General features: G+C 61.2%; 23 protein-coding genes. 14 read left to right on the top strand and 9 right to left on the bottom strand.

The annotated features are described in order from the left end of the window. Positions 1–34 precede the first annotated feature (34 nt). Entirely contained in the window at positions 35–640 is a 606-nt protein-coding gene (locus tag ABWV42_RS02995) for a M23 family metallopeptidase (RefSeq protein WP_353338829.1), read from the top strand. A gap of 64 nt (positions 641–704) precedes the next feature. Here ABWV42_RS02995 and ABWV42_RS02990 read toward each other — a convergent pair whose 3' ends face one another. The 5 genes from ABWV42_RS02990 to tldD form a co-directional block, all read right to left on the bottom strand. Further along, positions 705–1,334 (bottom strand): CoA transferase subunit B, encoded by a 630-nt coding sequence (locus tag ABWV42_RS02990; protein WP_255105060.1) that lies wholly within the window; start codon positions 1,332–1,334, stop codon positions 705–707. Continuing rightward, a complete protein-coding gene (locus ABWV42_RS02985) occupies positions 1,334–2,056 on the bottom strand; it encodes a CoA transferase subunit A (RefSeq protein WP_255105062.1) in 723 nt (240 codons plus the stop codon). The genes ABWV42_RS02990 and ABWV42_RS02985 overlap by 1 nt, the downstream gene beginning before the upstream one ends. A 202-nt stretch (positions 2,057–2,258) precedes the next feature. Next, positions 2,259–4,841 (bottom strand): type I DNA topoisomerase, encoded by a 2,583-nt coding sequence (gene topA, locus ABWV42_RS02980; protein ID WP_353338828.1) that lies wholly within the window; start codon positions 4,839–4,841, stop codon positions 2,259–2,261. A gap of 183 nt (positions 4,842–5,024) precedes the next feature. After that, positions 5,025–6,173, bottom strand: coding sequence for a DNA-processing protein DprA (gene dprA / locus ABWV42_RS02975; RefSeq protein ID WP_353338827.1), 1,149 nt, complete (start codon positions 6,171–6,173; stop codon positions 5,025–5,027). 90 nt (positions 6,174–6,263) lie between these two features. Then, positions 6,264–7,685, bottom strand: a complete 1,422-nt coding sequence (gene tldD / locus ABWV42_RS02970; RefSeq protein WP_255105069.1) for a metalloprotease TldD — start codon at positions 7,683–7,685, stop codon at positions 6,264–6,266. A gap of 184 nt (positions 7,686–7,869) precedes the next feature. Here tldD and coxB point away from each other — a divergent pair, with 184 nt between their 5' ends. The 11 genes from coxB (at position 7,870) to ABWV42_RS02915 (ending at position 17,638) form a co-directional block, all read left to right on the top strand. Then, entirely contained in the window at positions 7,870–8,721 is an 852-nt protein-coding gene (gene coxB, locus ABWV42_RS02965) for a cytochrome c oxidase subunit II (RefSeq protein ID WP_255105072.1), read from the top strand. Positions 8,722–8,772: 51 nt separating this feature from the next. Then, a complete protein-coding gene (gene cyoE / locus ABWV42_RS02960; RefSeq protein WP_255105074.1) occupies positions 8,773–9,711 on the top strand; it encodes a heme o synthase in 939 nt (312 codons plus the stop codon). A 1-nt stretch (position 9,712) separates the two neighbouring features. After that, positions 9,713–9,874 carry a cytochrome c oxidase system small membrane protein gene (locus ABWV42_RS02955; RefSeq protein ID WP_255105076.1) on the top strand — a complete coding sequence of 54 codons (162 nt, stop codon included), beginning with the start codon at positions 9,713–9,715 and terminating at the stop codon, positions 9,872–9,874. Further along, positions 9,874–10,449: a cytochrome c oxidase assembly protein gene (locus tag ABWV42_RS02950; RefSeq protein ID WP_255105079.1), complete on the top strand. Its 576-nt coding sequence runs from the start codon at positions 9,874–9,876 to the stop codon at positions 10,447–10,449. Before ABWV42_RS02955 ends, ABWV42_RS02950 begins: the two co-directional genes overlap by 1 nt. Before the next feature lie 29 nt (positions 10,450–10,478). Then, on the top strand, positions 10,479–11,294 hold the full coding sequence (locus ABWV42_RS02945; RefSeq protein ID WP_255105081.1) for a cytochrome c oxidase subunit 3: 816 nt from the start codon (positions 10,479–10,481) through the stop codon (positions 11,292–11,294). Between the two features lie 102 nt (positions 11,295–11,396). Continuing rightward, on the top strand, positions 11,397–12,074 hold the full coding sequence (locus ABWV42_RS02940) for an SURF1 family protein (RefSeq protein ID WP_255105083.1): 678 nt from the start codon (positions 11,397–11,399) through the stop codon (positions 12,072–12,074). A gap of 4 nt (positions 12,075–12,078) precedes the next feature. Beyond that, positions 12,079–13,467, top strand: coding sequence for a threonine synthase (gene thrC, locus ABWV42_RS02935; protein ID WP_353338826.1), 1,389 nt, complete (start codon positions 12,079–12,081; stop codon positions 13,465–13,467). Further along, entirely contained in the window at positions 13,464–14,726 is a 1,263-nt protein-coding gene (locus ABWV42_RS02930) for a M16 family metallopeptidase (RefSeq protein ID WP_353338825.1), read from the top strand. Before thrC ends, ABWV42_RS02930 begins: the two co-directional genes overlap by 4 nt. Beyond that, positions 14,726–15,316: a GNAT family N-acetyltransferase gene (locus ABWV42_RS02925; RefSeq protein ID WP_255105090.1), complete on the top strand. Its 591-nt coding sequence runs from the start codon at positions 14,726–14,728 to the stop codon at positions 15,314–15,316. The genes ABWV42_RS02930 and ABWV42_RS02925 overlap by 1 nt, the downstream gene beginning before the upstream one ends. Positions 15,317–15,383: 67 nt before the next feature. Continuing rightward, on the top strand, positions 15,384–16,193 hold the full coding sequence (locus ABWV42_RS02920) for an MBL fold metallo-hydrolase (protein ID WP_353338824.1): 810 nt from the start codon (positions 15,384–15,386) through the stop codon (positions 16,191–16,193). Positions 16,194–16,225: 32 nt separating this feature from the next. Further along, a complete protein-coding gene (locus ABWV42_RS02915) occupies positions 16,226–17,638 on the top strand; it encodes an FAD-binding oxidoreductase (RefSeq protein ID WP_353338823.1) in 1,413 nt (470 codons plus the stop codon). A gap of 146 nt (positions 17,639–17,784) precedes the next feature. Here the strand turns inward: ABWV42_RS02915 and ABWV42_RS02910 are convergent, their stop codons facing one another. Next, entirely contained in the window at positions 17,785–18,324 is a 540-nt protein-coding gene (locus ABWV42_RS02910; protein WP_255105096.1) for an adenine phosphoribosyltransferase, read from the bottom strand. 310 nt (positions 18,325–18,634) lie between these two features. On the opposite strand from ABWV42_RS02910, the gene ABWV42_RS02905 reads away from it, so the two are divergent. After that, entirely contained in the window at positions 18,635–18,808 is a 174-nt protein-coding gene (locus ABWV42_RS02905; RefSeq protein ID WP_353338822.1) for a hypothetical protein, read from the top strand. Positions 18,809–18,884: 76 nt separating this feature from the next. Here the strand turns inward: ABWV42_RS02905 and ABWV42_RS02900 are convergent, their stop codons facing one another. Together ABWV42_RS02900 and ABWV42_RS02895 are read right to left on the bottom strand one after the other, a co-directional pair. Next, entirely contained in the window at positions 18,885–19,760 is an 876-nt protein-coding gene (locus ABWV42_RS02900) for an S-methyl-5'-thioadenosine phosphorylase (RefSeq protein ID WP_255105100.1), read from the bottom strand. 141 nt (positions 19,761–19,901) lie between these two features. After that, positions 19,902–20,447, bottom strand: coding sequence for an invasion associated locus B family protein (locus ABWV42_RS02895; protein WP_353338821.1), 546 nt, complete (start codon positions 20,445–20,447; stop codon positions 19,902–19,904). Between the two features lie 212 nt (positions 20,448–20,659). Between ABWV42_RS02895 and ABWV42_RS02890 the strand changes: the two genes are divergently transcribed. Continuing rightward, positions 20,660–22,306: a SulP family inorganic anion transporter gene (locus ABWV42_RS02890; protein ID WP_353338820.1), complete on the top strand. Its 1,647-nt coding sequence runs from the start codon at positions 20,660–20,662 to the stop codon at positions 22,304–22,306. A 66-nt stretch (positions 22,307–22,372) separates the two neighbouring features. On the opposite strand, the gene ABWV42_RS02885 is transcribed toward ABWV42_RS02890, so the two are convergent. Then, the gene (locus ABWV42_RS02885; RefSeq protein ID WP_353338819.1) at positions 22,373–22,975 is read right to left on the bottom strand and encodes a c-type cytochrome; all 603 of its coding nucleotides are present in this window, start codon (positions 22,973–22,975) and stop codon (positions 22,373–22,375) included. Between the last annotated feature and the right edge of the window lie 55 nt (positions 22,976–23,030).

Genomic DNA, 23,030 nt, shown 5'->3' with positions numbered 1-23,030 from the left:
TGCCCATGACCTAGGGGAAATCCGGGGGATGGGCATGAAAAAGATGATTCTGGCCGGCGCTCTTCTGATCGCCGGCTGTACCGCCGGTTTGCCGCCGCAGGGGGGCAGTGCGCCCTATGTGTCGCGTTATCCCGAACCGATCGACGTCAGCATCCCTGACAACGCACCGAGCATCACCCAGCAGTTCCGTGCCCCTGACACACAGTCTGCGGCCGGTAAGGCCTGGGGCGAGCATCAGGGCTTGGATGTCCATGCCCCGCTGGGGACTGCGGTGATCGCTGCCGCACCGGGCGAGGTGATCCAGAGTTACCTTGATCCGGCCTATGGGCACACCGTCATGCTCAGCCACGGAGGCTCTCCCGCGCACTGGACGCGTTACACCCACCTCGCGTCGCGGACTGTATCCGAAGGTGAGCACCTCAAGCGTGGGCAAACCCTTGGTACGCTTGGGAAAACCGGTGTGCTTGCCGGTGGCTTTCTGCACCTGCACTTCGAAGTCTGGGAGAAACCGGAAGGGGGGCAGCGCACCGCGATCGACCCGCATCTCAAATGGGCGGACGGTGTCGGCAAGGTGACCTGCTTCACCGGCCGGAACCCGCGCGGAGCCTTCAAGCTGACCTATCCGGTGCCCTGCGAATAGGGCCCGCAAAACGAAAAGGCCCGCACAAATCGCGCGGGCCTCAAATCTGTTACCGATCCGAAGATCAGTCGACGATGGTGGCTTCGGTGGCTGCGCGCAGCTCTTCCTCGGTCACGCCATCCGCGGTTTCAACGATCTTCAGACCGCCCTCAACAACGTCCATCACACCGAGGTTGGTGATGATGCGGTCGACCACACCCTTGCCGGTGAGCGGCAGGGTGCATTCTTTCAGAACCTTGGAGACGCCGTGCTTGTTGGCGTGATCCATCACGACAACCACGCGGCCCACACCGGCCACAAGGTCCATCGCGCCGCCCATGCCCTTGACGAGCTTGCCGGGGATCATCCAGTTCGCGAGGTCGCCGTTCTCGGCCACTTCCATCGCGCCAAGGATCGCCATGGCGATCTTGCCGCCACGGATCATCGCGAAGGACTGCGCACTGTCGAAATAGGCGGTCTGCGGCAGTTCGGTGATGGTCTGCTTGCCGGCGTTGATCAGGTCGGGATCCTCTTCGCCCTCGTAGGGGAAGGGGCCCATGCCCAGCATGCCGTTCTCCGATTGCAGGGTCACTTCCACGCCCTCGGGGATATAGTTGGAAACCAGCGTCGGGATACCGATGCCGAGGTTCACATACCAGCCGTCCTGCAGTTCCTGTGCCGCGCGTGCGGCCATCTGGTTACGATCCCAAGCCATTATGCGGTCTCCTTCTGACGGACGGTGCGCTGTTCGATGCGTTTCTCGTGATCGCCCTGGATGATGCGGTGCACGTAGATGCCGGGCAGGTGGATCATGTCGGGGTCAAGCGAACCGGTCGGAACGATCTCTTCCACCTCGGCGATGCAGATCTTGCCGCAGGTGGCCGCCGGTGCGTTGAAGTTGCGCGCGGTCTTGCGGAACACCAGGTTGCCGGTCTCGTCTGCTTTCCACGCCTTGACGATGGCGAGGTCGGCAAAGATGCCTTCTTCCATGATGTAGTCTTCCATCGCGCCGTCGGGGCCGGTGGGGAATTGCTTTTCCATCTTGCCTTCGGCAATCACGGTGCCCACGCCGGTCTTGGTGAAAAAGCCCGGGATGCCCGCGCCGCCAGCGCGCATGCGCTCGGCCAGGGTGCCCTGCGGGTTGAATTCCAGCTCAAGCTCGCCCGAAAGATACTGGCGCATGAATTCTGCGTTTTCACCCACGTAGGACGAGATCATCTTCTTGACCTGCTTGGTCTGCAGCAGGATGCCGATGCCGAAATCGTCAACACCTGCGTTGTTCGAGGCAAAGGTCAGATCCTTCACACCCGATTCCTTGATGGCGTTGAGCAGCAGTTCGGGGATGCCGCACAGGCCAAAGCCGCCAGCGGCGATGAACAGGCCATCCTTCAGCAGCCCGTCGAGCGCCTCGGTCGCGTTCGCATAGACTTTTTTCATGGAATTCTCCCTAAAATCCGGAATTGCCGGAGTTTTGACGGCGCGTCACGGCGGAGTCAATGTCGGCGGCAGGGCTAGGTATTACTACGGGGCGCATCCCGTAGTGGGGGCACCGTAGAATTCCTGATCCGGTAGGGTTGGGCGGGCGCTCCATCGCGCCCGAACGAAAAAGGCCCCGAACCATGTCGGGGCCTTGGATCGCTTATTTCGAAGCTGTCTTTTTCGTGGTGGTCTTCTTGGGCGCCGCCTTCTTCTTGGCGGGCGCCTTGCGCTTGGTGCCCTTCTTGGCGGCCTTCTCGGCGATCCACTGAACGGCCTGTTCCATGGTCACGTCGGCCACCTCGACCTCCTTGGGGATCGTGGCGTTCACCTTTTCCCACTTCACGTAAGGCCCGTACCGTCCGTCCATGATGTTGACCGCGCCGCCCTCGTCAGGGTGATCTCCCAGCTCTTTCAAAGGCTTGGCCGCCGCGCGACGCCCACGGCCGGGGTTGTTGCGCTTTTCGGTGATCAGCTCGACCGCGCGGTTCATGCCGATCTCGAAAACATCCAGCGTTTCCTTGAGGTTGGCGTAAACCGGTTTTTCCTCGTCCGGAAGCTGGTGCATCACATAAGGCCCGAAACGCCCGAGGTTCGAAGAGATCATGCCGCCATCCGGGTGCGGGCCGATCTCGCGGGGCAGGGTCAGAAGAGTCAGCGCCTGTTCAAGCGTCACGTCGTTCGGACCCCAGCCGGGCAGGTATTCCTTGCCCTGTTTCGGCAGAGAGGCACGTGGCGGTTTCTTGTTCTCCGGTGTGGCTTCGCCGCGCTGGACATACGGCCCGAACCGGCCCGACTTGAGGTGAATTTCATCCCCGTTGTCTTCGCCCAGCACACGTTCATAGCCTTCGGCACCCTCACCCGAAATCGGGCGGGTATAGTTGCATTCCGGATAGTTGCCACAGCCCACGAACCCGCCGGTGCGCGAGGTTTTGAGGTGCAACTGACCGGCCCCGCATTTCGGGCAGATACGCGGATCGGTGCCATCTTCGCGCGGGGGATAGAGCTGCGGCGCGAGGGCTTCGTCAAGAATGTCGAGAACTTGCGTGATCCGCAGTTCGGAAGTCTCGGAAATCGCGGCAGAGAAATCCTTCCAGAAACGCGACAGAACGTTCTTGTAGTTGCGTTCGCCCGCGCTCACGTCATCCAGTTCTTCTTCGAGGTTCGCGGTGAATTCGTACCCCACGTACTGGCGGAAGAAGTTCAAGAGGAAGATGGTGACGATCCGGCCCTTGTCTTCGGGGAACAGGCGGTTCTTTTCCTTGCGGACGTAATCGCGGTCCTGGATCGTCGTGATCACGCTGGCATAGGTTGAGGGGCGACCGATGCCCAGCTCTTCCATGCGTTTCACAAGGGTCGCCTCGGTGTAACGCGGCGGCGGCTGGGTAAAGTGCTGCTCCGGAGCGACGGTGCGCTTGGCGGCGGCCTCGCCCTGCATGATCTGGGGCAGGCGCTTGTCGTCGTCATCGACAACGTCATCGCGGCCTTCTTCATAGACCCGCATGAAACCGTCGAACATCACAACCTGACCGGTGGCGCGAAGGCCTACCTGCTTGTCATCGCTGGAGATTTCGACCGTGGTACGTTCCAGACGCGCGCCCGCCATCTGGCAGGCCAGCGTGCGTTTCCAGATCAGGTCATACAGCTTGCGCTGATCGTCTTCTGTCACCTTCAGATCGGCCGTGGCGCGGGTCATGTCGGTGGGACGGATACATTCGTGCGCTTCCTGCGCATTCTTGGCCTTGTTCTTGTAGATGCGCGGCTCGGAGGGCACGTATTCGGCGCCATAACGATCCTTGATGGCATCGCGCGCGGCGGCCACGGCCTCGGGGGCCATGTCGATACCGTCGGTCCGCATATAGGTGATATAGCCGGCCTCGTAGAGACGCTGCGCGGCACTCATGCACTGGCGCGCGCCCATGCCGAACTTGCGGCTGGCTTCCTGTTGCAGGGTCGAGGTCATGAAGGGCGGCGAGGGATTGCGGCTTGCCGGTTTTGCCTCGACACTTGCGATATGCAGGTCGCGCGACTGGATGGCCTGAACCGCCAGTTCCGCCGCAGTGCTGTTCTCGATGTCGAACTTGTCGAGCTTCTGTCCGCCCAGAACCGTGAGGCGTGCCTCGAACTCCTGACCGCGCGGTGTCGCCAGAAGGGCTTTGACGCTCCAGTATTCGCGGGCGTTGAAGGCCTCGATCTCCATCTCGCGTTCGACGATCAGGCGCAGGCAGACCGATTGCACACGGCCTGCCGAGCGTGCGCCCGGCAGTTTGCGCCACAGGACCGGCGAGAGGTTGAAGCCGACAAGGTAATCCAGCGCCCGGCGTGCGAGATAGGCATCGACCAGCGGCTGGTCGATGTCGCGCGGGTTCTGCATCGCCTCGGTCACGGCGGACTTGGTGATCGCGTTGAACACCACGCGGCTGACCGGCGTGTCCTTCTTGATGGCACGACGCTTGCGCAGCGCTTCTTCAAGATGCCAGCTGATGGCTTCCCCTTCGCGATCGGGGTCGGTCGCGAGGATCAGGTTGTTGTCTTCCTTGAGCGCGTCGGCGATGGCCTTTACGTGCTTGCGGGAATCGTTCCCGACTTCCCAGGTCATGTCGAAATCGTTGTCGGTATCGACGCTGCCATCCTTGGCGGGTAGGTCGCGCACGTGACCGTAGGATGCAAGAACGGTGTAGTCCGAACCCAGGTATTTATTAATTGTTTTGGCTTTCGCCGGGGATTCGACGACGACTACTGGCATATACTTTCCTCTCGACTCGCGAGGTTCTTATGGCGGGCCAAAATGTGGTGTGGAAGGGGGGAATGTCAATCCGGCGCGGATTTTCATTGCTTTATTGCATTCCGGTCGCGGAATGCGAAAGCAGGGTAACCTCGGTTTTGCAGAGCGTTTGAGCGCTTTTCGGGCAGGCGACCTGGCGAGTGATCAGACCAGCGCCAGCAACCCGCCGGCCTGTCGGGTGATCTTGCCCTGCATCTCGAGATCGACAAGGGCAGGGGACACCTGCTTCGCCGAGGCCGCCAGATCGCGGATCAACTGGTCCTCTGCTAGGGGCGCAGGGCCAAGCCGGTTAAGTATCTGGGTGTGCAGCTCCGCCGTCTGTTTCAGGCTGCGTTTTTCGGGCGGGGTTGGGATGCCGAGGCTGGCCTGTTCTGCCTCGGGCTGTCTGTCCCGTGGCTGCGCCGTACCAATCGCTTCGATCACATCTGCCGCGCCGCGTACCAGCACCGCCCCGTCGCGGATCAGCATGTTGCATCCCGAGGCACGTGCGTCAAAGGGATGGCCTGGTACCGCAAGTACCTCGCGTCCCTGATCAAGCGCGCCCTGTGCCGTGATCAGGCTTCCGGAGCGGGCCGCCGCTTCGACAACGATCACCGCGCGGGCCAGCCCGGAAATGATCCGGTTGCGCGCCGGAAAGTGGCGCGCCTGTGGCACCATGCCCATCGGTTGCTCCGAAAGCCGCAGGCCTGTTTCACAGATTTTCCGGGCCAGTTCCGCGTTTTCGGCGGGGTAGATGACGTCGACACCTCCCCCCAGAACGGCCACCGTGCCGGTTTCCAGCGTGGCGAAATGCGCGGCTGTATCGACGCCACGGGCCATTCCGGACACCACGACAAATCCGGCCTCTCCCAACTCGCGGGCAAGGGACCGCGCCATGCGGGTGCCCAGAGACGAGGCGTTGCGCGCCCCGACCACCGCGACCATCGGGCGGGACAGAATGGATGTGTCGCCCTTGGCCCATAGCAGGGGCGGGGCGTCAGGCAGGTCATTCAGGGCAGAGGGATATCCGGCGTGGCCATGCATCAGCAATTCGGCGCCGGCGGCCTGTCCGTCACGCATTTCTTTCAATGCGACCTCGCGCGGGCACACCTTATACTCTGTCTCACCTGCGGACTGTGCAATTTCGGGCAGGGCCTCAAGCGCTGCGTCAGCCGCTCCATATTCTCCGATCAGCCTGTGAAAGGTCGAAATGCCCACCCTGCGAGAGCGCAAAAGACGGAGCCACGAAATCCGTTGTTCTTCCGTGGTGGGTGGGAGTTGGGGGTGAGTGGAAGAAATCTGAGTTCCGGACATCCATGGCTCCGCCTGCTTGCGGAATCAGATGTACAGCGCGCCTGGTTAACAGCCCGTAAACCAAGGCGCTTTCTTTCTCACCCCCGACATTCAGGTGGCCGAGCCACCCACGGTCAGCCCGTCCATGAGAACCGTTGGCTGGCCCACGCCCACCGGCACCCACTGTCCGGCCTTGCCACAGTTGCCCATGCCGGGATCAAGCTGCATGTCATTGCCAAGCGCGCGGACCTTTTGCATGGCGCTGGTGCCGTCCCCGATCAGGGTTGCCCCCTTGACCGGCGCGCCCACCTTGCCGTTCTCGACGCGGTAGGCCTCGGTGCAGGAAAAGACGAACTTGCCGTTAGTGATATCCACCTGACCACCGCCAAAGCCCACAGCATAGATCCCGTCTTTCAGCGAGGCGACAATGTCCTCGGGGCTGGCGTCTCCGCCTTCCATATAGGTGTTGGTCATGCGCGGCATCGGCGGGTGGGCATAGCTCTCGCGACGGCCGTTGCCCGTGGGGTCGACCCCCATCAGGCGGGCGTTCTGGCGGTCTTGCAGGTATCCCACAAGAATACCGTCTTCGATCAGTACGTTACGGCCCGAAGGCGTGCCTTCGTCATCCACGGTGATCGAGCCGCGCCGATCCGGGATCGTGCCATCATCCACCACGGTCACCCCCTTCGCGGCAACCTGTTCGCCGATCCGGCCTGTGAACTTCGAACTGCCCTTGCGGTTGAAGTCACCTTCCAGCCCGTGGCCGACGGCCTCGTGCAAGAGGATCCCTGGCCAACCCGGCCCAAGCACCACTTCCATTGCACCTGCTGGCGCGGGAACGGCCTCGAGGTTGACCAGCGCGACACGCAGCGCCTCGTGGGTCTTGGCCTGCCAGTCCTTCGGCGAGATCAGACCGTCCAGCCCGAGACGGCCACCACCACCGGCGGTGCCGCTTTCGCGCCGTCCGTTCTGTTCCACGATCACCGAGACATTGACGCGGGTCATCGGGCGCACGTCGGTCACCATCTGGCCGTCAGGACGCAGAATCACGATCTCCTGATGCGAGGCGGCGAGGGTGGCTGACACCTGCACCACACGCGGATCAAGATCGCGGGCAAAGGCGTCGATCTCCTGCAGGGTTTCGATCTTCACCGGAAAGGGCGCACCGCTGATCGGGTCTTCATCCGTGTAAAGTTTGCGATTGGTGGCGACTGGTCCATCGGCAAGAACACCCCCACCGTCACCTACTGCAAGGCGGGCCGTCTCGGCCGCCCGCCGCAGTGCCGCTTCGGAGATTTCGGACGAATGCGCATAGCCCGACACTTCGCCATTCACGACCCGCAATCCAAAGCCCTCCGAGGCATCGTAAGAGGCCGTCTTGAGGCGTCCGTCATCGAACACCAAGGCTTCGGATCGGCGCCTCTCGAGGAACAGTTCACCGTCTTCGGCCCCACCGGTCGCATTCCGCAGGACACCAAGCGCGGACTCCGGGTCCAAAAGTGTCTCAAAAGGGCGAAATTTGATCTGCGTCATATGGATTTTCCTTTCGGAATTTGATCTAAGTCAAAAAAAGCGTCCGTTTGACGCGGGCTGACTTCTTTATTTGGGTGATAGAATATGGTTTCAATCACCAACACAACAGCGGGATTCCGCCCTTCGGGGCGGTTTTTTGCAAGGGACAACACGAACACTACACCGCAACCTATCAGGGTGAACTATGCGAATTCTAACGAAAATCCTGGGTCTGATGGCAGCCATGAGCGCACTTCCGGCGTTTGCACAGGAAGTTGAAACCATCGGTAAACCGGTCGACGGCAAGATGGGTTTCCAGCCGGCCGCTACCGAGCTGGCCCGTGACCTGCAATCCCTCGACACGATGATTCTCGTGATCATCACCGTCATCGTCGCTTTCGTGGCGGGCCTTCTGGCCATCGTCATCGTGCGCTACAACCGTCGCGCCAACCCGACCCCGGCGACCTTCACCCACCACACTCCGATCGAGATCGCCTGGACCATCGTCCCGATCCTGATTCTGGTGTTCATCGGTGCCTTCTCGCTGCCTGTCCTGTTCAAGCAGCAGGAAATCCCCGAGGCCGACATCACCATCAAGGTGACTGGTTACCAGTGGTACTGGGGCTATGAATATGTTGACCACGAGTTCGAATTCGACAGCTTCCTGCTGGCGAAGGAAGATCTGGTCGAAAACGGCTATGCCGAAGACGAGTACCTGCTCGCCACCGATACCCAGGTTGTCGTGCCGATCAACAAGACCGTCGTGATGCAAGTGACCGCGGCTGACGTGATCCACTCCTGGACCATCCCGGCCTTCGGCGTAAAGCAGGACGCGGTTCCCGGCCGTCTGGCGGAACTGTGGTTCAAGGCCGAGAAAGAAGGCATCTACTTCGGTCAGTGCTCGGAACTCTGCGGCAAAGACCACGCCTACATGCCGATCACCGTCAAGGTCGTCAGCCAGGAAGCCTATGATGCATGGCTGAAAGGCGCGATCGAAGAATACGCCGGTGATCCGGCAACCGCTCCTCAGGCTGTCCAACTGGCAGCGGCGAACTAAAACAAGACGGGTAGGGGCACCATCCCGGTGCCCCGGCCATAAGGAGCGAGCATGACCGACGCCAGCATCAACACCCACACCGAGACCCAGGAAGCGGGCTTTGGTGACTATTTCGCGCTTCTCAAGCCGCGCGTGATGTCTCTTGTGGTGTTCACCGCACTGGTGGGCCTTCTGGCCGCACCGAACGCGGTACATCCGATGATTGCATTTGCCTCGATTCTGTTCATCGCCGTCGGCGGTGGCGCATCGGGCGCACTTAACATGTGGTGGGATGCAGATATTGATGCGGTCATGAAGCGTACGCAGGGCCGTCCGATCCCGGCAGGCAAGGTCACCCGTGACGAAGCCTTTGCCATCGGCCTGACCCTGTCGGTGTTTTCCTGCATCATGCTGGCGCTGGCCGCCAACATTTTTGCCGGTCTCTTGCTCGCTTTCACCATCTTCTTCTACGTGGTGATCTACACCATGTGGCTCAAGCGGTGGACCCCGCAGAACATCGTGATCGGTGGCGCGGCTGGTGCCTTCCCTCCGATGATCGGCTGGGCCGTGGCAACCGGTGGCGTGTCGATTGAATCGGTGCTGATGTTCACGCTGACCTTCATGTGGACCCCGCCGCACTTCTGGGCGCTCTGCCTGTTCATGAAGTCGGACTACAAGGATGCCGGTGTGCCCATGCTGCACGTGACCCACGGTCGCCGCGTGACCCGCAACCACATCCTCGTCTACACCCTCCTGTTGGCCGTTGTTGCCATCGGCATGGCCTTTACCGGCGTTGGCGGTCCGATCTACCTGACCACGGCTCTGGTGTTGAACGGCCTGTTCATCCTGGGTGCGATCTCGATCTGGCGTCGCACCGAAGAGGTGGCGGAAGCCGACAACTACAAGCGCGAAAAGTCGTTCTTCGGCCTGTCGCTGCTGTACCTGTTCCTGCACTTCGGCGCGATCCTCGCCGAAGCCACTCTGGCACCTTACGGTCTGGGAGGCTGGTAAGATGAGCTTCAAGGTAGAACACGAAATCCACCATCGCCGCTTTGGCCGCAACGTCGGCCTGGCTTTGACACTTGTGGGTTTTATCGCAATCGTCTTTGGCCTGACCGTCGTTAAGGTCACCCGTGGCGATTACGAACCCGAGCAGGCAAGGATTCAGAACTGATGGCGATGGACCCCAAACTCAAGACCCTGACACAAACGCTGGGCGTGGTTGTCACCATGGGTGCCCTGGCCTGGGCGTCGGTCCCATTCTACGACTGGTTCTGCCGTGTCACCGGATTTGGCGGAGCGACCGGCGTTGCCGAAGTCGGGTCTGACGAAATTCTCGACAAGACCATCAAGGTGCGTTTCGACGCCTCGAAAGAGCGTGACTTCCCGTGGGAGTTCAAACCCGTCGAACGCCAGATGGAAATCCGCATCGGGGAAACCGGCCTGGCCTTTTACGAGGCCTACAACCCGACCGACCGCCCTGTTGCCGGCTCGGCCAGCTATAACGTCGCCCCCTACGAGGCGGGCGGCTTCTTTACCAAGATCGACTGTTTCTGCTTTGAAGAGCAGGTTTTGCAACCCGGCGAACGGGTTTCGATGCCTGTCTCTTTCTACGTAGACCCCGAAATCGTGACGGATCGCGATGCCAAATACGTACACAGCATCACGCTCTCCTACACGTTCCATGAAATCGACCTGCCCGAAGAGACCGCGTCTCTTGCGCAGGAAACCGAAACCGAAGTGAACTAAAGCAGCCTTCCAACGAGGGATAAAATATAATGGCGCACGCTAAGAACCACGACTACCACATTCTGCCGCCGTCCTTGTGGCCCCTACTGGGCTCGCTCGGTGCGTTCATCATGCTGTTCGGCGCAGTCCTCTGGATTTCGCCCCAGATTCAAAACAACACCCCCTGGATGTTCTTCGTCGGACTGGCCCTGGTGCTCTATGTCATGTTCGGCTGGTGGGCAGACGTGGTTGCCGAAGGCAACAACGGTGTTGACCACACTCCGGTTGTTCAGATTGGCCTGCGCTATGGCTTTATCCTGTTCATCATGTCGGAGATCATGTTCTTCGCCGCATGGTTCTGGAGCTTCTTCAAGCACGCCATGTACCCGATGACCGAAGGTTCGCCCGCAATTGACGGCGTCTGGCCGCCCGCAGGCATCGAAACCTTTGATCCCTGGCACCTGCCGCTGATCAACACCCTGATCCTGCTCTGCTCGGGTATGGCCGCCACCTGGGCGCACCACGCCCTGGCCCACGAAGACAACCGTGAAGACATGAAATGGGGTCTCGTGATCGCCATCGGTCTCGGCATCATCTTTACCATCTTCCAGGCTTACGAATACAGCCACGCAGCCTTTGGCTTCTCGGGCAACATCTATGGCGCCAACTTCTTCATGGCGACCGGTTTCCACGGCTTCCACGTGATCGTCGGCACCATCTTCCTGCTGGTCTGCCTGATCCGCCTGCAGCGTGGTCACTTCTCGCGCGAGAACCACATCGGTTTCGAAGCCGCCGCATGGTACTGGCACTTCGTTGACGTTGTCTGGCTCTTCCTCTTCGCCGCTGTCTACATCTGGGGCGGCTAAGCGCCACGCGCCTTTGCGGTTGAAGGTCGCGAGAAAAAACGCATAAACCTGATCGCGGAGGGCACATCGCCTTCCGCGATTTTCGTTTCGAAAGGGCCTCACTTGTCGCGTCTGATCCTGCCTCTCGTGTTCGGTATCGTCGGCACCGCGATCCTCGTGTCGCTGGGCAACTGGCAGGTGCGCCGTTTGGCCGAGAAAGAAGCCTATCTCGCCGCCATCGACGCCCGCATATCCGACGCGCCCGTGGCCATTCCCGAAACACCCGACCCCGAAAAAGACCGCTTCCTGCCGGTGACCGTGACCGGCCAGTATCTTGGCGACGAGGTGCATGTTCTGGTGTCGGTCAAGAAGGTCGGTCCCGGCTATCGCATCATCGGCTCGTTCGAGGCCGAGGATGGCCGCGTCATCATGGTCGACCGCGGCTTCGTTGCTACCGAGAACAAGACCGCCCCGCGCGACATGGGACAGGCGACCCTGATCGGCAACCTGCACTGGCCCGACGAGATCGACAGCTTTACCCCGGAGAACGATCTGGATGGCAACATCTGGTTCGCACGGGACGTTGACTACATGTCCACCGTGCTTGGAACCGAACCGACGTTGGTAATCCTCAAGGAAACGTCGAAAAACGACACATCTGTGACGCCCTTGCCCGTGGACAGTTCCGGGATTCCGAACGACCATCTCCAATATATTGTCACATGGTACGGACTAGCGATTGTCTGGGTGGCAATGACCCTCTATTACCTGCGCCGACAGCGCAAAACCAAAAAGGCCTGAGACAGTGAAATACATCTCAACCCGCGGCAACGCCCCCGAACTGACTTTCGAAGAGGCCATGCTGACCGGTCTCGCGCGGGATGGGGGGCTGTATGTGCCCGAAACCATCCCGACCATGACCAAGGACGAGATCGCCGCCCTTGCCGGTCTGCCCTACGAAGAGGCGGCCTTCCGTGTCATGAAACCCTTCATCGGCGACGCCTTCACCGACGATGAGTTCAAGGGCATCATCGACCGTGCCTATGCGAGCTTCCGCCACGATGCACGTGCTCCGCTGGTACAGCTGGGATCGAACCATTTCCTGATGGAACTGTTCCACGGCCCCACGCTGGCCTTCAAAGACTTCGCCATGCAGCTGATCGGGCAGCTGTTCCAGTTCTCGCTGGCCCGCCGCAACGAGCGCGTCACCATCGTTGGTGCCACCTCGGGCGATACCGGTTCGGCCGCGATCGAGGCGTTCCGCGGGCTCGACAATGTGGATGTCTTCATCCTGTTCCCTGATGGCCGCGTTTCGGACATCCAGCGCAAGCAGATGACCACCCCGGCAGATGCCAATGTTCACGCGCTGGCGCTGGAAGGTGATTTCGACGATTGCCAGGCCAAGCTGAAAGACATGTTCAACGATTTCGAGTTCCGCGACGGTGTGAAACTGGCCGGCGTCAACTCGATCAACTGGGCGCGTGTTCTGGCGCAGGTGGTATACTACTTCACCACCGCCGTTTCGGTTGGTGCACCGGATCGCAAGGTGTCTTTCACCGTACCCACCGGCAACTTTGGCGACATCTTCGCCGGCTATATCGCCAAAAAGATGGGCCTGCCGATTGACCGTCTGGTCATCGCCACCAACCAGAACGACATCCTGCACCGCACGATGGAAACCAGCGCCTACACCAAGGACGGCGTGACCCCGTCGATCTCGCCGTCGATGGACATTCAGGTCTCGTCCAACTTCGAGCGCGCGCTGTTTGATGCCTATGGCCGCGACGGCGGGGCCGTTTCCCAATTGATGGAAGAACTGAAGGATGGCTCCTTCAAGATCTCGCAGGGCGCCATGCAGGCACTGCGCGACCATTTCGACTCGGGCCGCACCTCGGAAGAGGAAACCGTCGACACCATCAAGTGGGGTTTCGCGCACACCGGAGAAGTCCTTTGCCCTCACTCCGCTTGTGGGGTAAAGGTCGCCAACGAACACCTGTCGGACGCTCCGATGATCACCCTTGCCACGGCCCATCCGGCCAAGTTCCCGGATGCCGTCGAGGGGGCCATTGGCCAGCGTCCCGGCCTTCCGCCGCATATGCAGGACATGATGGACAAACCCGAGCGCGTCACCAAGGTGCCCAATGACCTTGAGCATCTCAAGGCGCTCATCAAGGATCGGATCGCTTCGCGTTGACGACGAGACTACACACCCTTTCCAATGGCTTCCGTATCGTGACCGAGCATATGCCCGGTCTGGAATCGGCGGCCATTGGCATCTGGGTCAATGCCGGGGGGCGTCACGAACGTCGCGCCCAGAACGGAATTGCCCACTTTCTCGAACACATGGCCTTCAAGGGCACGGAAAAGCGCAGCGCGCTGGACATTGCCGAGGCCATCGAGGACGTGGGCGGCTATATCAATGCCTACACCAGCCGCGAAGTGACCGCCTATTACGCGCGCGTCCTCAAGGACGACGTGCCGCTTGCGCTGGATGTGATTGGCGACATCGTGCTGAACCCGGTGTTCGACCAGAACGAGATCGAGGTCGAGCGCGGTGTGATCCTTCAGGAAATCGGGCAGGCCCTTGATACGCCGGACGATGTCATTTTTGACTGGCTTCAGGAACGCGCCTATCCCGACCAGCCGATTGGCCGCACCATTCTGGGGGCCGAGGAAAGGGTCCGCGCCTTTGGCCGCGAAGACCTCGCGCAGTTCGTAACCGAACACTACCGCCCCGAGCGGATGATCCTGTCGGCGGCAGGCAATGTCGACCACGACGCCATCGTGAAATTCGCAGAAGAGCTGTTTGGCCATCTGCCGGGTGGCTCTGCACTGGTGCTGGAACCGGCCAAGTTCTTTGGCGGCGAATACCGCACCGAGAAAGCCCTCGAACAGGCGCATTTCGCACTGGGCCTCGAAAGCCCGAACTACTGCGATCCGGAAATCTATACCGCGCAGATCTATTCCACCGCACTTGGCGGCGGCATGTCTTCGCGCCTGTTTCAGGAAGTCCGCGAAAAGCGCGGTCTCTGCTACACGATCTATGCCCAGACCGGCGCCTATTGCGATACCGGCATGACGACGATCTATGCGGGCACCTCGGGCGCGCAAGTCGCCGATCTCGCCCAGATCACCATCGACGAGCTGAAACGCGCCGCCGAAGGCATGAATGCCGCCGAAATCGCCCGCGCCCGCACGCAGATGAAGGCTGGCCTGTTGATGGGGCTGGAAAGCCCGTCGAGCCGCGCAGAGCGTCTGGCGCGAATGCTGGCGATCTGGGATCGCATTCCCGACCTTTCCGAAACGGTTGAGCGTATCGATGGGGTCACCGATGAAGACGTGCGCCGGTTTGCCGAACACATGGCGGTTGCGGCCCGTCCGGCGCTGGCGCTTTACGGACCGGTTTCGGATGCGCCCACGCTGGAACGCCTGCAAGAGCGGCGCGCGGCCTGATGCTTCTTGGACGGCGCAAGGTTCGAATCGAAACCGAGCGGCTGACATTGCGTCTGCCGCAGCATTCGGATTTTCGGGAATGGACAGCCCTGCGCCGTGAAAGTGCGGATTTTCTGATCCCCTGGGAGCCCGCCTGGGCAAGTGATCACCTCAGCCGCAAGAGCTTTACCAACCGCGTCTACTGGGCGCAGCGGTCGGTGGCCAACGGCACCGCGATGCCCCTGTTCCTGACCCGCAGGTCCGACGAGGTGCTGCTCGGCGCTATCACCCTCGACAACATCCGCCGCGGGCCTTCGCAATCGGGCACACTCGGGTATTGGGTCGGCGAACAGTTCGTTCGCCAGGGGTTCATGCGCGAGGCCATCGAGGCCGTCTCGCACCACGCCTTTACCCATCTGAACCTCAGCCGGATCGAGGCCGCCTGCCTGCCGGAAAACGTGGCCTCGCGCGGGGTTCTGGAGAAATCCGGCTTCAAGTACGAGGGCGTGGCGCAAAGCTATCTCCAGATCAACGGCCGCTGGCGTACCCACGTTCTCTATGCTGCGTTGCGCAATGATCGGCGCGGGCGGACCCTCGTCGGTCAGGCCTGATCCATCCGGTTTTGTTGAAAACCTGATCTGTCGCTATAGTTCTCCCTGAAACACGAGGGAGATCGCCATGCTTCGCCTGCTTCTTGTCCTTCTGACCCTGGCCACGCCGGCGCTGTCCGAAACCCGGCGCGCAAGCCATTGCATCGCCCTGGCGCAGGCACCGGGGCTTGAATACCTGCACAAGGCGTCGTTTCGCGATTCGCTGCCCCGCAATTCCGTGCGGATCAGCTACATCGCCCATGCGTCCTTTCTCATTCAGGCCCATGACGGCACCTCTGCCGTGACCGACTTTACCGGCTTCATCGGCAACACGCGCTTTCTGCCGGACGTGGTGACAATGAACCACGCCCACGGCACCCATTGGACGGAACATCCCGATCCGGCGATCCCCCATGTCCTGCGGGGCTGGGATGATCTGGGCGATGCGGCGGATCACCATCTCGACCTTGGCACCATGCTCGTGCGCAACGTCCCCACCGATATCCGGCGCTTTGGCGGGGTCGAGGAGAACGGCAATTCGATCTTCGTTTTCGAGGTCGGGGGGCTTTGCATTGCCCACCTCGGCCACCTGCATCACGAACCCAGTGACGCGCAATATGCCGCCATAGGGCGGATGGACGTGGTGATGGCCGCCGTTGACGGTGGCATGACGCTGGACCTGCCGACCATGATGCGCGTTCTGCGGCGGGTCGAGGCGCGGGTGGTGATCCCGATGCACTGGTTCGAGGGCTGGACGCTGGATGCCTTTCTCGCGGGCATGTCCGATGTCTACACCATCGAAAACAACGGCCAGTCCGCGCTTGAAATCTCGCTCAAAACCCTCCCGAGACAACCGACGATCCATGTTCTGGCTCCACACTTTTTACGCGACCCCTAGACGGGAAACTCAGGCGTGCTAGAGGTGTCCGCATGACCTTGAAATCCGTTTCCGAACCGCTTCTTGCCCATCTTCGCGCCCAACTGCCGGACGGCACTTTGCGCGCCCCGCAGCCGCACCACATCGAAGAGCCCCGAGGTCGCTTTTTCGGCTCCGGCAAGGAGACTCTGGCCCTGCCGCGCACCACGCTTGAGGTGGCCACCATCCTGCGCGCCTGCAACGCTGCGCAGGTGCCGGTCGTGCCGTTTGGCGGCGGTACAGGTCTGGTGGGCGGACAGGTCATGGAAAACGGCCCCACGCCGCTGATCCTGTCGCTGGAACGCATGAACCGCATTCGCGCTGTGCACCCGCTGGAAAACGTCATCGTCGCCGAGGCCGGCGCGATCCTGTCGGATGTTCAAGCCGCCGCCGAGGGTGTCGACCGCCTCTTCCCCCTGTCCCTCGCGGCCGAGGGCTCCTGCCGCATTGGCGGCAACCTCGCGACAAACGCCGGTGGTGTGAATGTCCTGCGCTATGGCAACACCCGCGATCTCTGCCTTGGTCTCGAGGCGGTGCTGCCCACCGGTGAAATCTGGCACGGCCTGTCGCGTCTCAGAAAGGACAACACGGGCTATGACCTGCGTGGCCTGCTGGTCGGCTCCGAGGGTACGCTGGGCGTGATCACCGCCGCCGCTCTCAAGCTCGCCCCACGGCCCGCATCGGTGGGCACCGCGCTCATGGTGGTGAAAGACCCCGAGGCCGCTTTGAAGCTGCTGGCTCTGGCCCGCGATTACGCAGGCGAAGCGATCAGCGCCTTTGAACTCATCCACCGTCAGGGGCTCGACTTCATCGCCGAAACCCTGCCGGATATCCGCCTGCCGTTCCCGAGACCGCCTGAGTGGATGGTGCTGGTGGAACTGGGCATGGCCAAGGGGGCGGATGCCGCCCTAGAAACGCTCTTTGCTGCCGGCATGGAAGAGGGGCTTCTGTCCGATGGCCTCACCGCCCAGAGCGATGCACAGCGCGCGGCCTTCTGGTCGGTGCGTGAACACATTCCGGTCGCCAACAAACGGATCGGCTCGATCAGCAGCCACGACATCGCGCTGCCCCTGTCGGTGATCCCCGAATTCATCCCCCGCGCGGGCGAACGCCTTGCCAGCCTTGGGAAATTCCGGATCAACTGTTTCGGGCACCTCGGCGATGGCAACCTGCATTACAACGTCTTCCCGCCACGTGGACGCCGCCGCAGCGAGTTCCTGAACAAGCGCGAAGAGATCAAGTATCTCGTGCATGACATGGTTCAGGAATACGGCGGCTCGTTCAGCGCAGAACACGGGGTCGGGCGTCTCAAGACCGGCGATCTGGCGCGGTATGGCGATCCCACCAAGGTGGCGGCGATGCGCGCCATCAAGGCGGCGCTTGATCCCAACGGCATCATGAACCCCGGTGCCGTGCTGCGCGACTAGGCTGTTACAACCCTTCTGGTTTTTGCTGAGCAAAGAAAAACACCCCGCGCCGGAAAAAGGCGCGGGGCGGTGATCATCTGATCATGCAAGCAGTGCCGCCTCCCTGACGGCCCCGTCTTGGTGACATGCAAATCTTGCGATTTCCTTTACAGGCCCTCGAACTCGCAGAGAACCGAGACATTCATCCCCATGTCCTCGAGCTTTTTGCGCCCCCCCAGTTCCGGCAGGTCGATGATGAAGGAACAGGCGATGATCTCGCCACCCAGGCGTTCGATCAGCTTGATGCCCGCCTCGGCTGTGCCGCCAGTGGCCAGCAGGTCATCGACAACCAGGATCTTCTCACCCGGCTGGATGGCATCGTCGTGGATTTCCACGATCGCCTCGCCGTATTCCAGCGTGTATTCCTGCGAAATCGTGGTGCCGGGCAGTTTGCCCTTCTTGCGGATCGGCACAAAGCCAACCGAAAGCTGGTGGGCAATCGCGCCGCCAAGAATAAAGCCACGCGCCTCGAGACCGATCACCTTGTCGATGCGCTCGCCAGCAAAGGGGTGCAGCATCTGGTCGATCGCCATCCGGAACCCGCGCGGATCGGCGAACAGGGTGGTCACATCGCGGAACATGATCCCTTCGTGCGGGAAATCCACGATGGTGCGGATATAGTCTTTGACGTCGTTGCTCTTGCGCATGTCCGGAACCCCTCATGGAAATGACGGTATTCCTTTGAAGACTTTCGCCCGCCGACGCAAGGGGCGGATCGGCGCAGGATTACTGGCTACGGCGGCGCAGGAAGCGATAAACCGTGTTCGACATCCAGTTGAGATGCGGTTTGTGCCAATCCATGCGATCGCGCACGAGCATTGTTTTCGCGGCAATAAGGTTCATTTCTCCATTTCCTTTCTGAACTGCCTCGTCTAAATTAGTGTATCGTTTGTATATGTTATGTATATACATTCGGTTCACTAATAATTCAATACCGATGGGACAGTTGGTTCACGCATGGGCAAGAAAGACGGCAAGAAGGCCGGAAAGAAGGACAGCCAGCTGGTGCTGCGTTTGGACAAGGCGGAACGCGATGCCTTTGTCGAACTCTGCAAGGATATGGATACCAGCGCCGCAAGGGAAATTCGGCGCTTTATCAGGGGCTTCATGAAAGAGAATGGCTCGGACTGAGCCCCTGAAACAAGGAAAAACGGCCCGTGGTTCACACGGGCCGTTTTCGTTTGGAACCTTACAATTTCTGGAAAATTCAGCCCAGAACCCGCCCCGCAATCGCAGAGAGTTTTTCGACCATCGCCGGGTCACGCGCATCCGGCGCGGTCAGGATGGCAAACTCCAGCGCGCGGTCGCAGCCGTGTTCGCAGGGGGCGCGGTCCTGGCCGAGGAGGGTGGGGAGGCGGCGGACGAGGTTGCGGCCCTTGTCGGCATTGCCCATCAGCGTCTTGATGATCTCGGCCACGTCCACTTCGCCGTGTTCGGGGTGCCAGCTGTCATAGTCCGTCACCATCGCCACCGAGGCATAGCACAGCTCGGCTTCGCGGGCGAGTTTGGCTTCGGGCATGTTGGTCATGCCGATCACGTCACAGCCCCAGCTTTCGCGGTACATCTTCGACTCGGCCAGCGACGAGAACTGCGGCCCTTCCATCGCCAGATAGGTGCCGCCACGATGCACGGTGATCCCGGCGTCGCGGGCCGCGGTTTCGCATGCATCCGACAGGCGCGGGCAGGTGGGGTGAGCCACGCTGACATGCGCCACGAGTCCGGGGCCAAAGAAGGATTTCTCGCGCGCGAAGGTGCGGTCAATGAATTGATCTACAACAACAAAATCGCCCGGCGCCATATGTTCGCGGAACGATCCCACAGCCGAGATCGAGATCACGTCGGTCACGCCGATCTGTTTCAGGGCGGCGATATTGGCACGGTAGGGAACCGAGGTCGGGGTGTGCACGTGGCCGCGCCCGTGGCGTGGCAGGAAGGCCATTTTCACACCGTCCAGAACGCCGGTCAGCACCTCGTCGGACGGGGCACCCCAGGGGGTGTCGATGGCGGTCCACTTGGCGTCTTCCAGCCCGTCGATGTCATAGATGCCTGAGCCGCCGATCACGGCGATCATGGTCTCGGTCATGGGGTGCTCCTGTTGGATAATCTGTTGCGCCCAGTCTTGGCCTGTCACCTGCCGATTTGCAACTTGGGGCGGGGGAAAAGCCGGGAAAAATGCCTGTCTGTATCGCGTCGGTTTTACGTCGGTATTACGGAGGTGGCGATTTCACCCATCCAGAAGCCCGCGTTTGCCCAGTTCCGCCCGATAGTCCGCCAGAGCGGCAGGGAATCCGACAAGCGGCCAGCTCAGATCCTGGGCCTGCCCGTGCCGGTCGCGAAAGGTAAAGCGCATCTCGCCGCCGTCCTGCATCCGCTGCAAAAGGGTCTCGGCATCTTCGGCCTCAAACGTGCAGGACAGGCCGGTCAGGCAGCCGGGGCGGTTGGTCTGCCAGGTCACGGTGCCGCCGTTTTCGATCCGGAAGTCGCCCGGAAGGAAAAGGGTGCCCGGTTCAAGCCCGAAGTCGACCTTGGGTTCTGGTGTCACGAACAGGAACATGCCGCCGAATTTCGGGCGGGGAGAGAAGACATCGACATAGCGGATGTAGCACCGCTGAACGAGCGCGCCCTGTTCCTCGCGTTCATCACACAACACGTTCCAGATGTCGTGGATTGCATGATGCGTCACCCGCCAGTTTCCGGCGGTGTCATTGCCCTGCAAATCCTGTGCAAGGGCAGGGGAAGCGGCAAGAAGAAGGGGCAGGAGCCAGCGCATCGGGGGCCTCGTGTTCGGGGATGCGGCCAATCTTTCGCAATCAAGCGCAAGCGTCCACTCAACTTGCCGCGATGACCGCGTGAAGCAAAAGCTGCCCAAATCTTTGGCCCCGCCCGCCGCTTGCATGGCGGCCATGCGGCTCAGGCCTTGTGCGAAAGGGGTATTTTCGCTAGGGAGCCTGCAACGAACGCTTTCCCAAAAACAGGTGAAACATGAAACGCGCGGCGCTGGCCATGCTGGCCAACAACATTTCCCCGCCCAACCTTTCGATCATGCAGGACGAAGGGTTCACCGCGGGCCGCATCAAGACCGAGGTGCTTTCGGGCCTGACCGTGGCACTTGCCCTTGTTCCCGAGGCCGTGGCCTTTGCCTTTGTCGCCGGGGTGCACCCGCTGGTCGGCCTCTATGCAGCCTTCCTTGTCGGTCTTGTCACCGCCGTCTTCGGCGGCCGTCCGGGCATGATCTCGGGCGCGACCGGCGCACTGGCCGTGGTCATGGTGGCCCTCGTGGCCGAACACGGGGTGGAATACCTCTTTGCCACGGTGATCCTGATGGGCATCCTTCAGGTGATCGCGGGTGCCCTGCACTGGGGCAAGTTCATCCGCCTTGTGCCACACCCGGTGATGCTTGGCTTTGTGAACGGTCTGGCGATCGTGATCTTCCTCGCGCAGCTGACCCAGTTCCAGGACCCTGACAGCGCCGCTGGTGGTTACCTGCAAGGCACGCAGCTTTACGCCATGCTTGGCCTTGTGGGTCTGACCATGCTGGTGATCTGGGGCCTGCCCAAGGTCACCAAGCTGATCCCCGCGCCGCTGGCCGGGATTGGTGTCACCGCGCTGGTGGTGATCGGTTTTGGCATTGATGTCCCCACCGTTGGCGACATGGCCTCGATCAAGGGCAGCCTGCCCAGCTTCCACATCCCCTTTGGCGAGGGCGAGGGCATCTACCCGCCGGCCATGCTGGCCCCGTTCAACTTTGAAACGCTGAAGATCATCCTGCCCTATGCCGTGATTCTTGCCGCCATCGGCCTGATCGAAAGCCTGCTGACCCTGAACCTTGTTGGCGAAATGACCGGCAAGCGTGGTGGCGCCAGCCAGGAATGTATCGCGCAGGGTGCTTCGAACATCCTGACCGGTTTCTTCGGTGGCATGGGCGGCTGTGCCATGATCGGCCAGTCGATGATCAACGTGAAATCCGGCGGTCGGACCCGTATCGCAGGCATCACCGCCGCGCTGTTCCTGTTGCTGTTCATCGTTGTCGCTTCGCCGCTGATCGAACAGATCCCGCTGGCAGCCCTTGTGGGCGTGATGTTCATGGTGGTGATCGGCACCTTCGCGTGGAACTCGTTCAAGATCATGCGCCGTGTGCCGCTGATCGATGCCTTTGTCATCGTGCTGGTGACCGTGGTCACCGTGATGGAAGACCTTGCCGTGGCCGTGGTTGTCGGTGTGATCGTTTCGGCGCTCGCCTACGCATGGCAGAATGCCCGCCGCATTCACGCCGTCACCCGTGACAGCGAAAGCGATCCGGGTGCCAAGGTCTATGAAATCCAGGGGCCGCTGTTCTTTGGCTCGTCCGACGGGTTCATCGAACTGTTCGACGTGGCCCATGACCCCGAGCACGTGATTGTCGACTTCAAGGACAGCCGCGTTGCCGACCAGTCAGCCTTGCAGGCGATCGAGGCCGTGGCGGCCAAGTATGAGGCCGCTGGCAAGCAGGTTGTGCTGCGCCACCTGAGCCGCGACTGTCACCAACTGCTGACCCGTGCTGGCCACCTCATGGTCGATAGCGAGGACGACCCCGAGTATGAAGTCGCGGTCGACTACACGGTGCGCACGGGCATCCTTGGTGGTCACTGACCCAAGCCTGAAAAACAAAAAAGCCCCGCCGAAAGTGGCGGGGCTTTTTCGTGTCTGGTTGGGCGATCAGTCTTTTAATCCGCTGACATAAAGCGAAACTGCGTTGATCTCGAGCTCTGTCAACTTGCTGGCGATCGAGTGCATGATGGCATTGTCGTTGGTGCGGGTGCGTTCGCCAAAGGCCTGCAACTGTTCGACCATGTAATGCCGGTGCTGACCCGCGAGGCGGGGCAAAACCTCGTCTCCGGCCGCGGTTTCTCCGTGACAGTCACTGCATGGAGGGATCTGCGAGTATTCGTTGCCTTCGTGGTAGATATAGGCGCCGACCGCTTCGAGCGATTTCTTTGAGGTCCGCACCCGGTGTGCCTTGACCGGCTGTGTGCTGAAAAACGCGGCGAGGGCTTCGATCTGCGCGTCGCTCAGGTCTACGGCCATATCGTTCATCACGTCGCTGGCGCGGCTGCCGTCGCGAAAGTTCCGCAGCTGTTTTGCCAGGTAGACCCGGTTCTGCGCGGCGAGGCGGGGATAGAACCGGCTGGAGGCCTGGCCGTCGTCACCGTGACAGTGCGAACAGCGGTCTTCGATGACGGTGGCAATGGGCTCGCTTTCCTCGGCCTGCGCGGTGGCGGCAAGGCATAGGGCAGACAGCAGGAGGGCCGTTCTTCGCATGGCTATGTTCCCTTGATTGGTCGCAGGGAGTCTACCAGCGTGCCGCGGGAGGCAC

It is taken from the genome of Pelagimonas sp. KU-00592-HH, from assembly GCF_040369695.1.
Lineage (GTDB): Bacteria > Pseudomonadota > Alphaproteobacteria > Rhodobacterales > Rhodobacteraceae > Shimia.
This window is presented reverse-complemented; position numbering and strand designations above follow the sequence as displayed.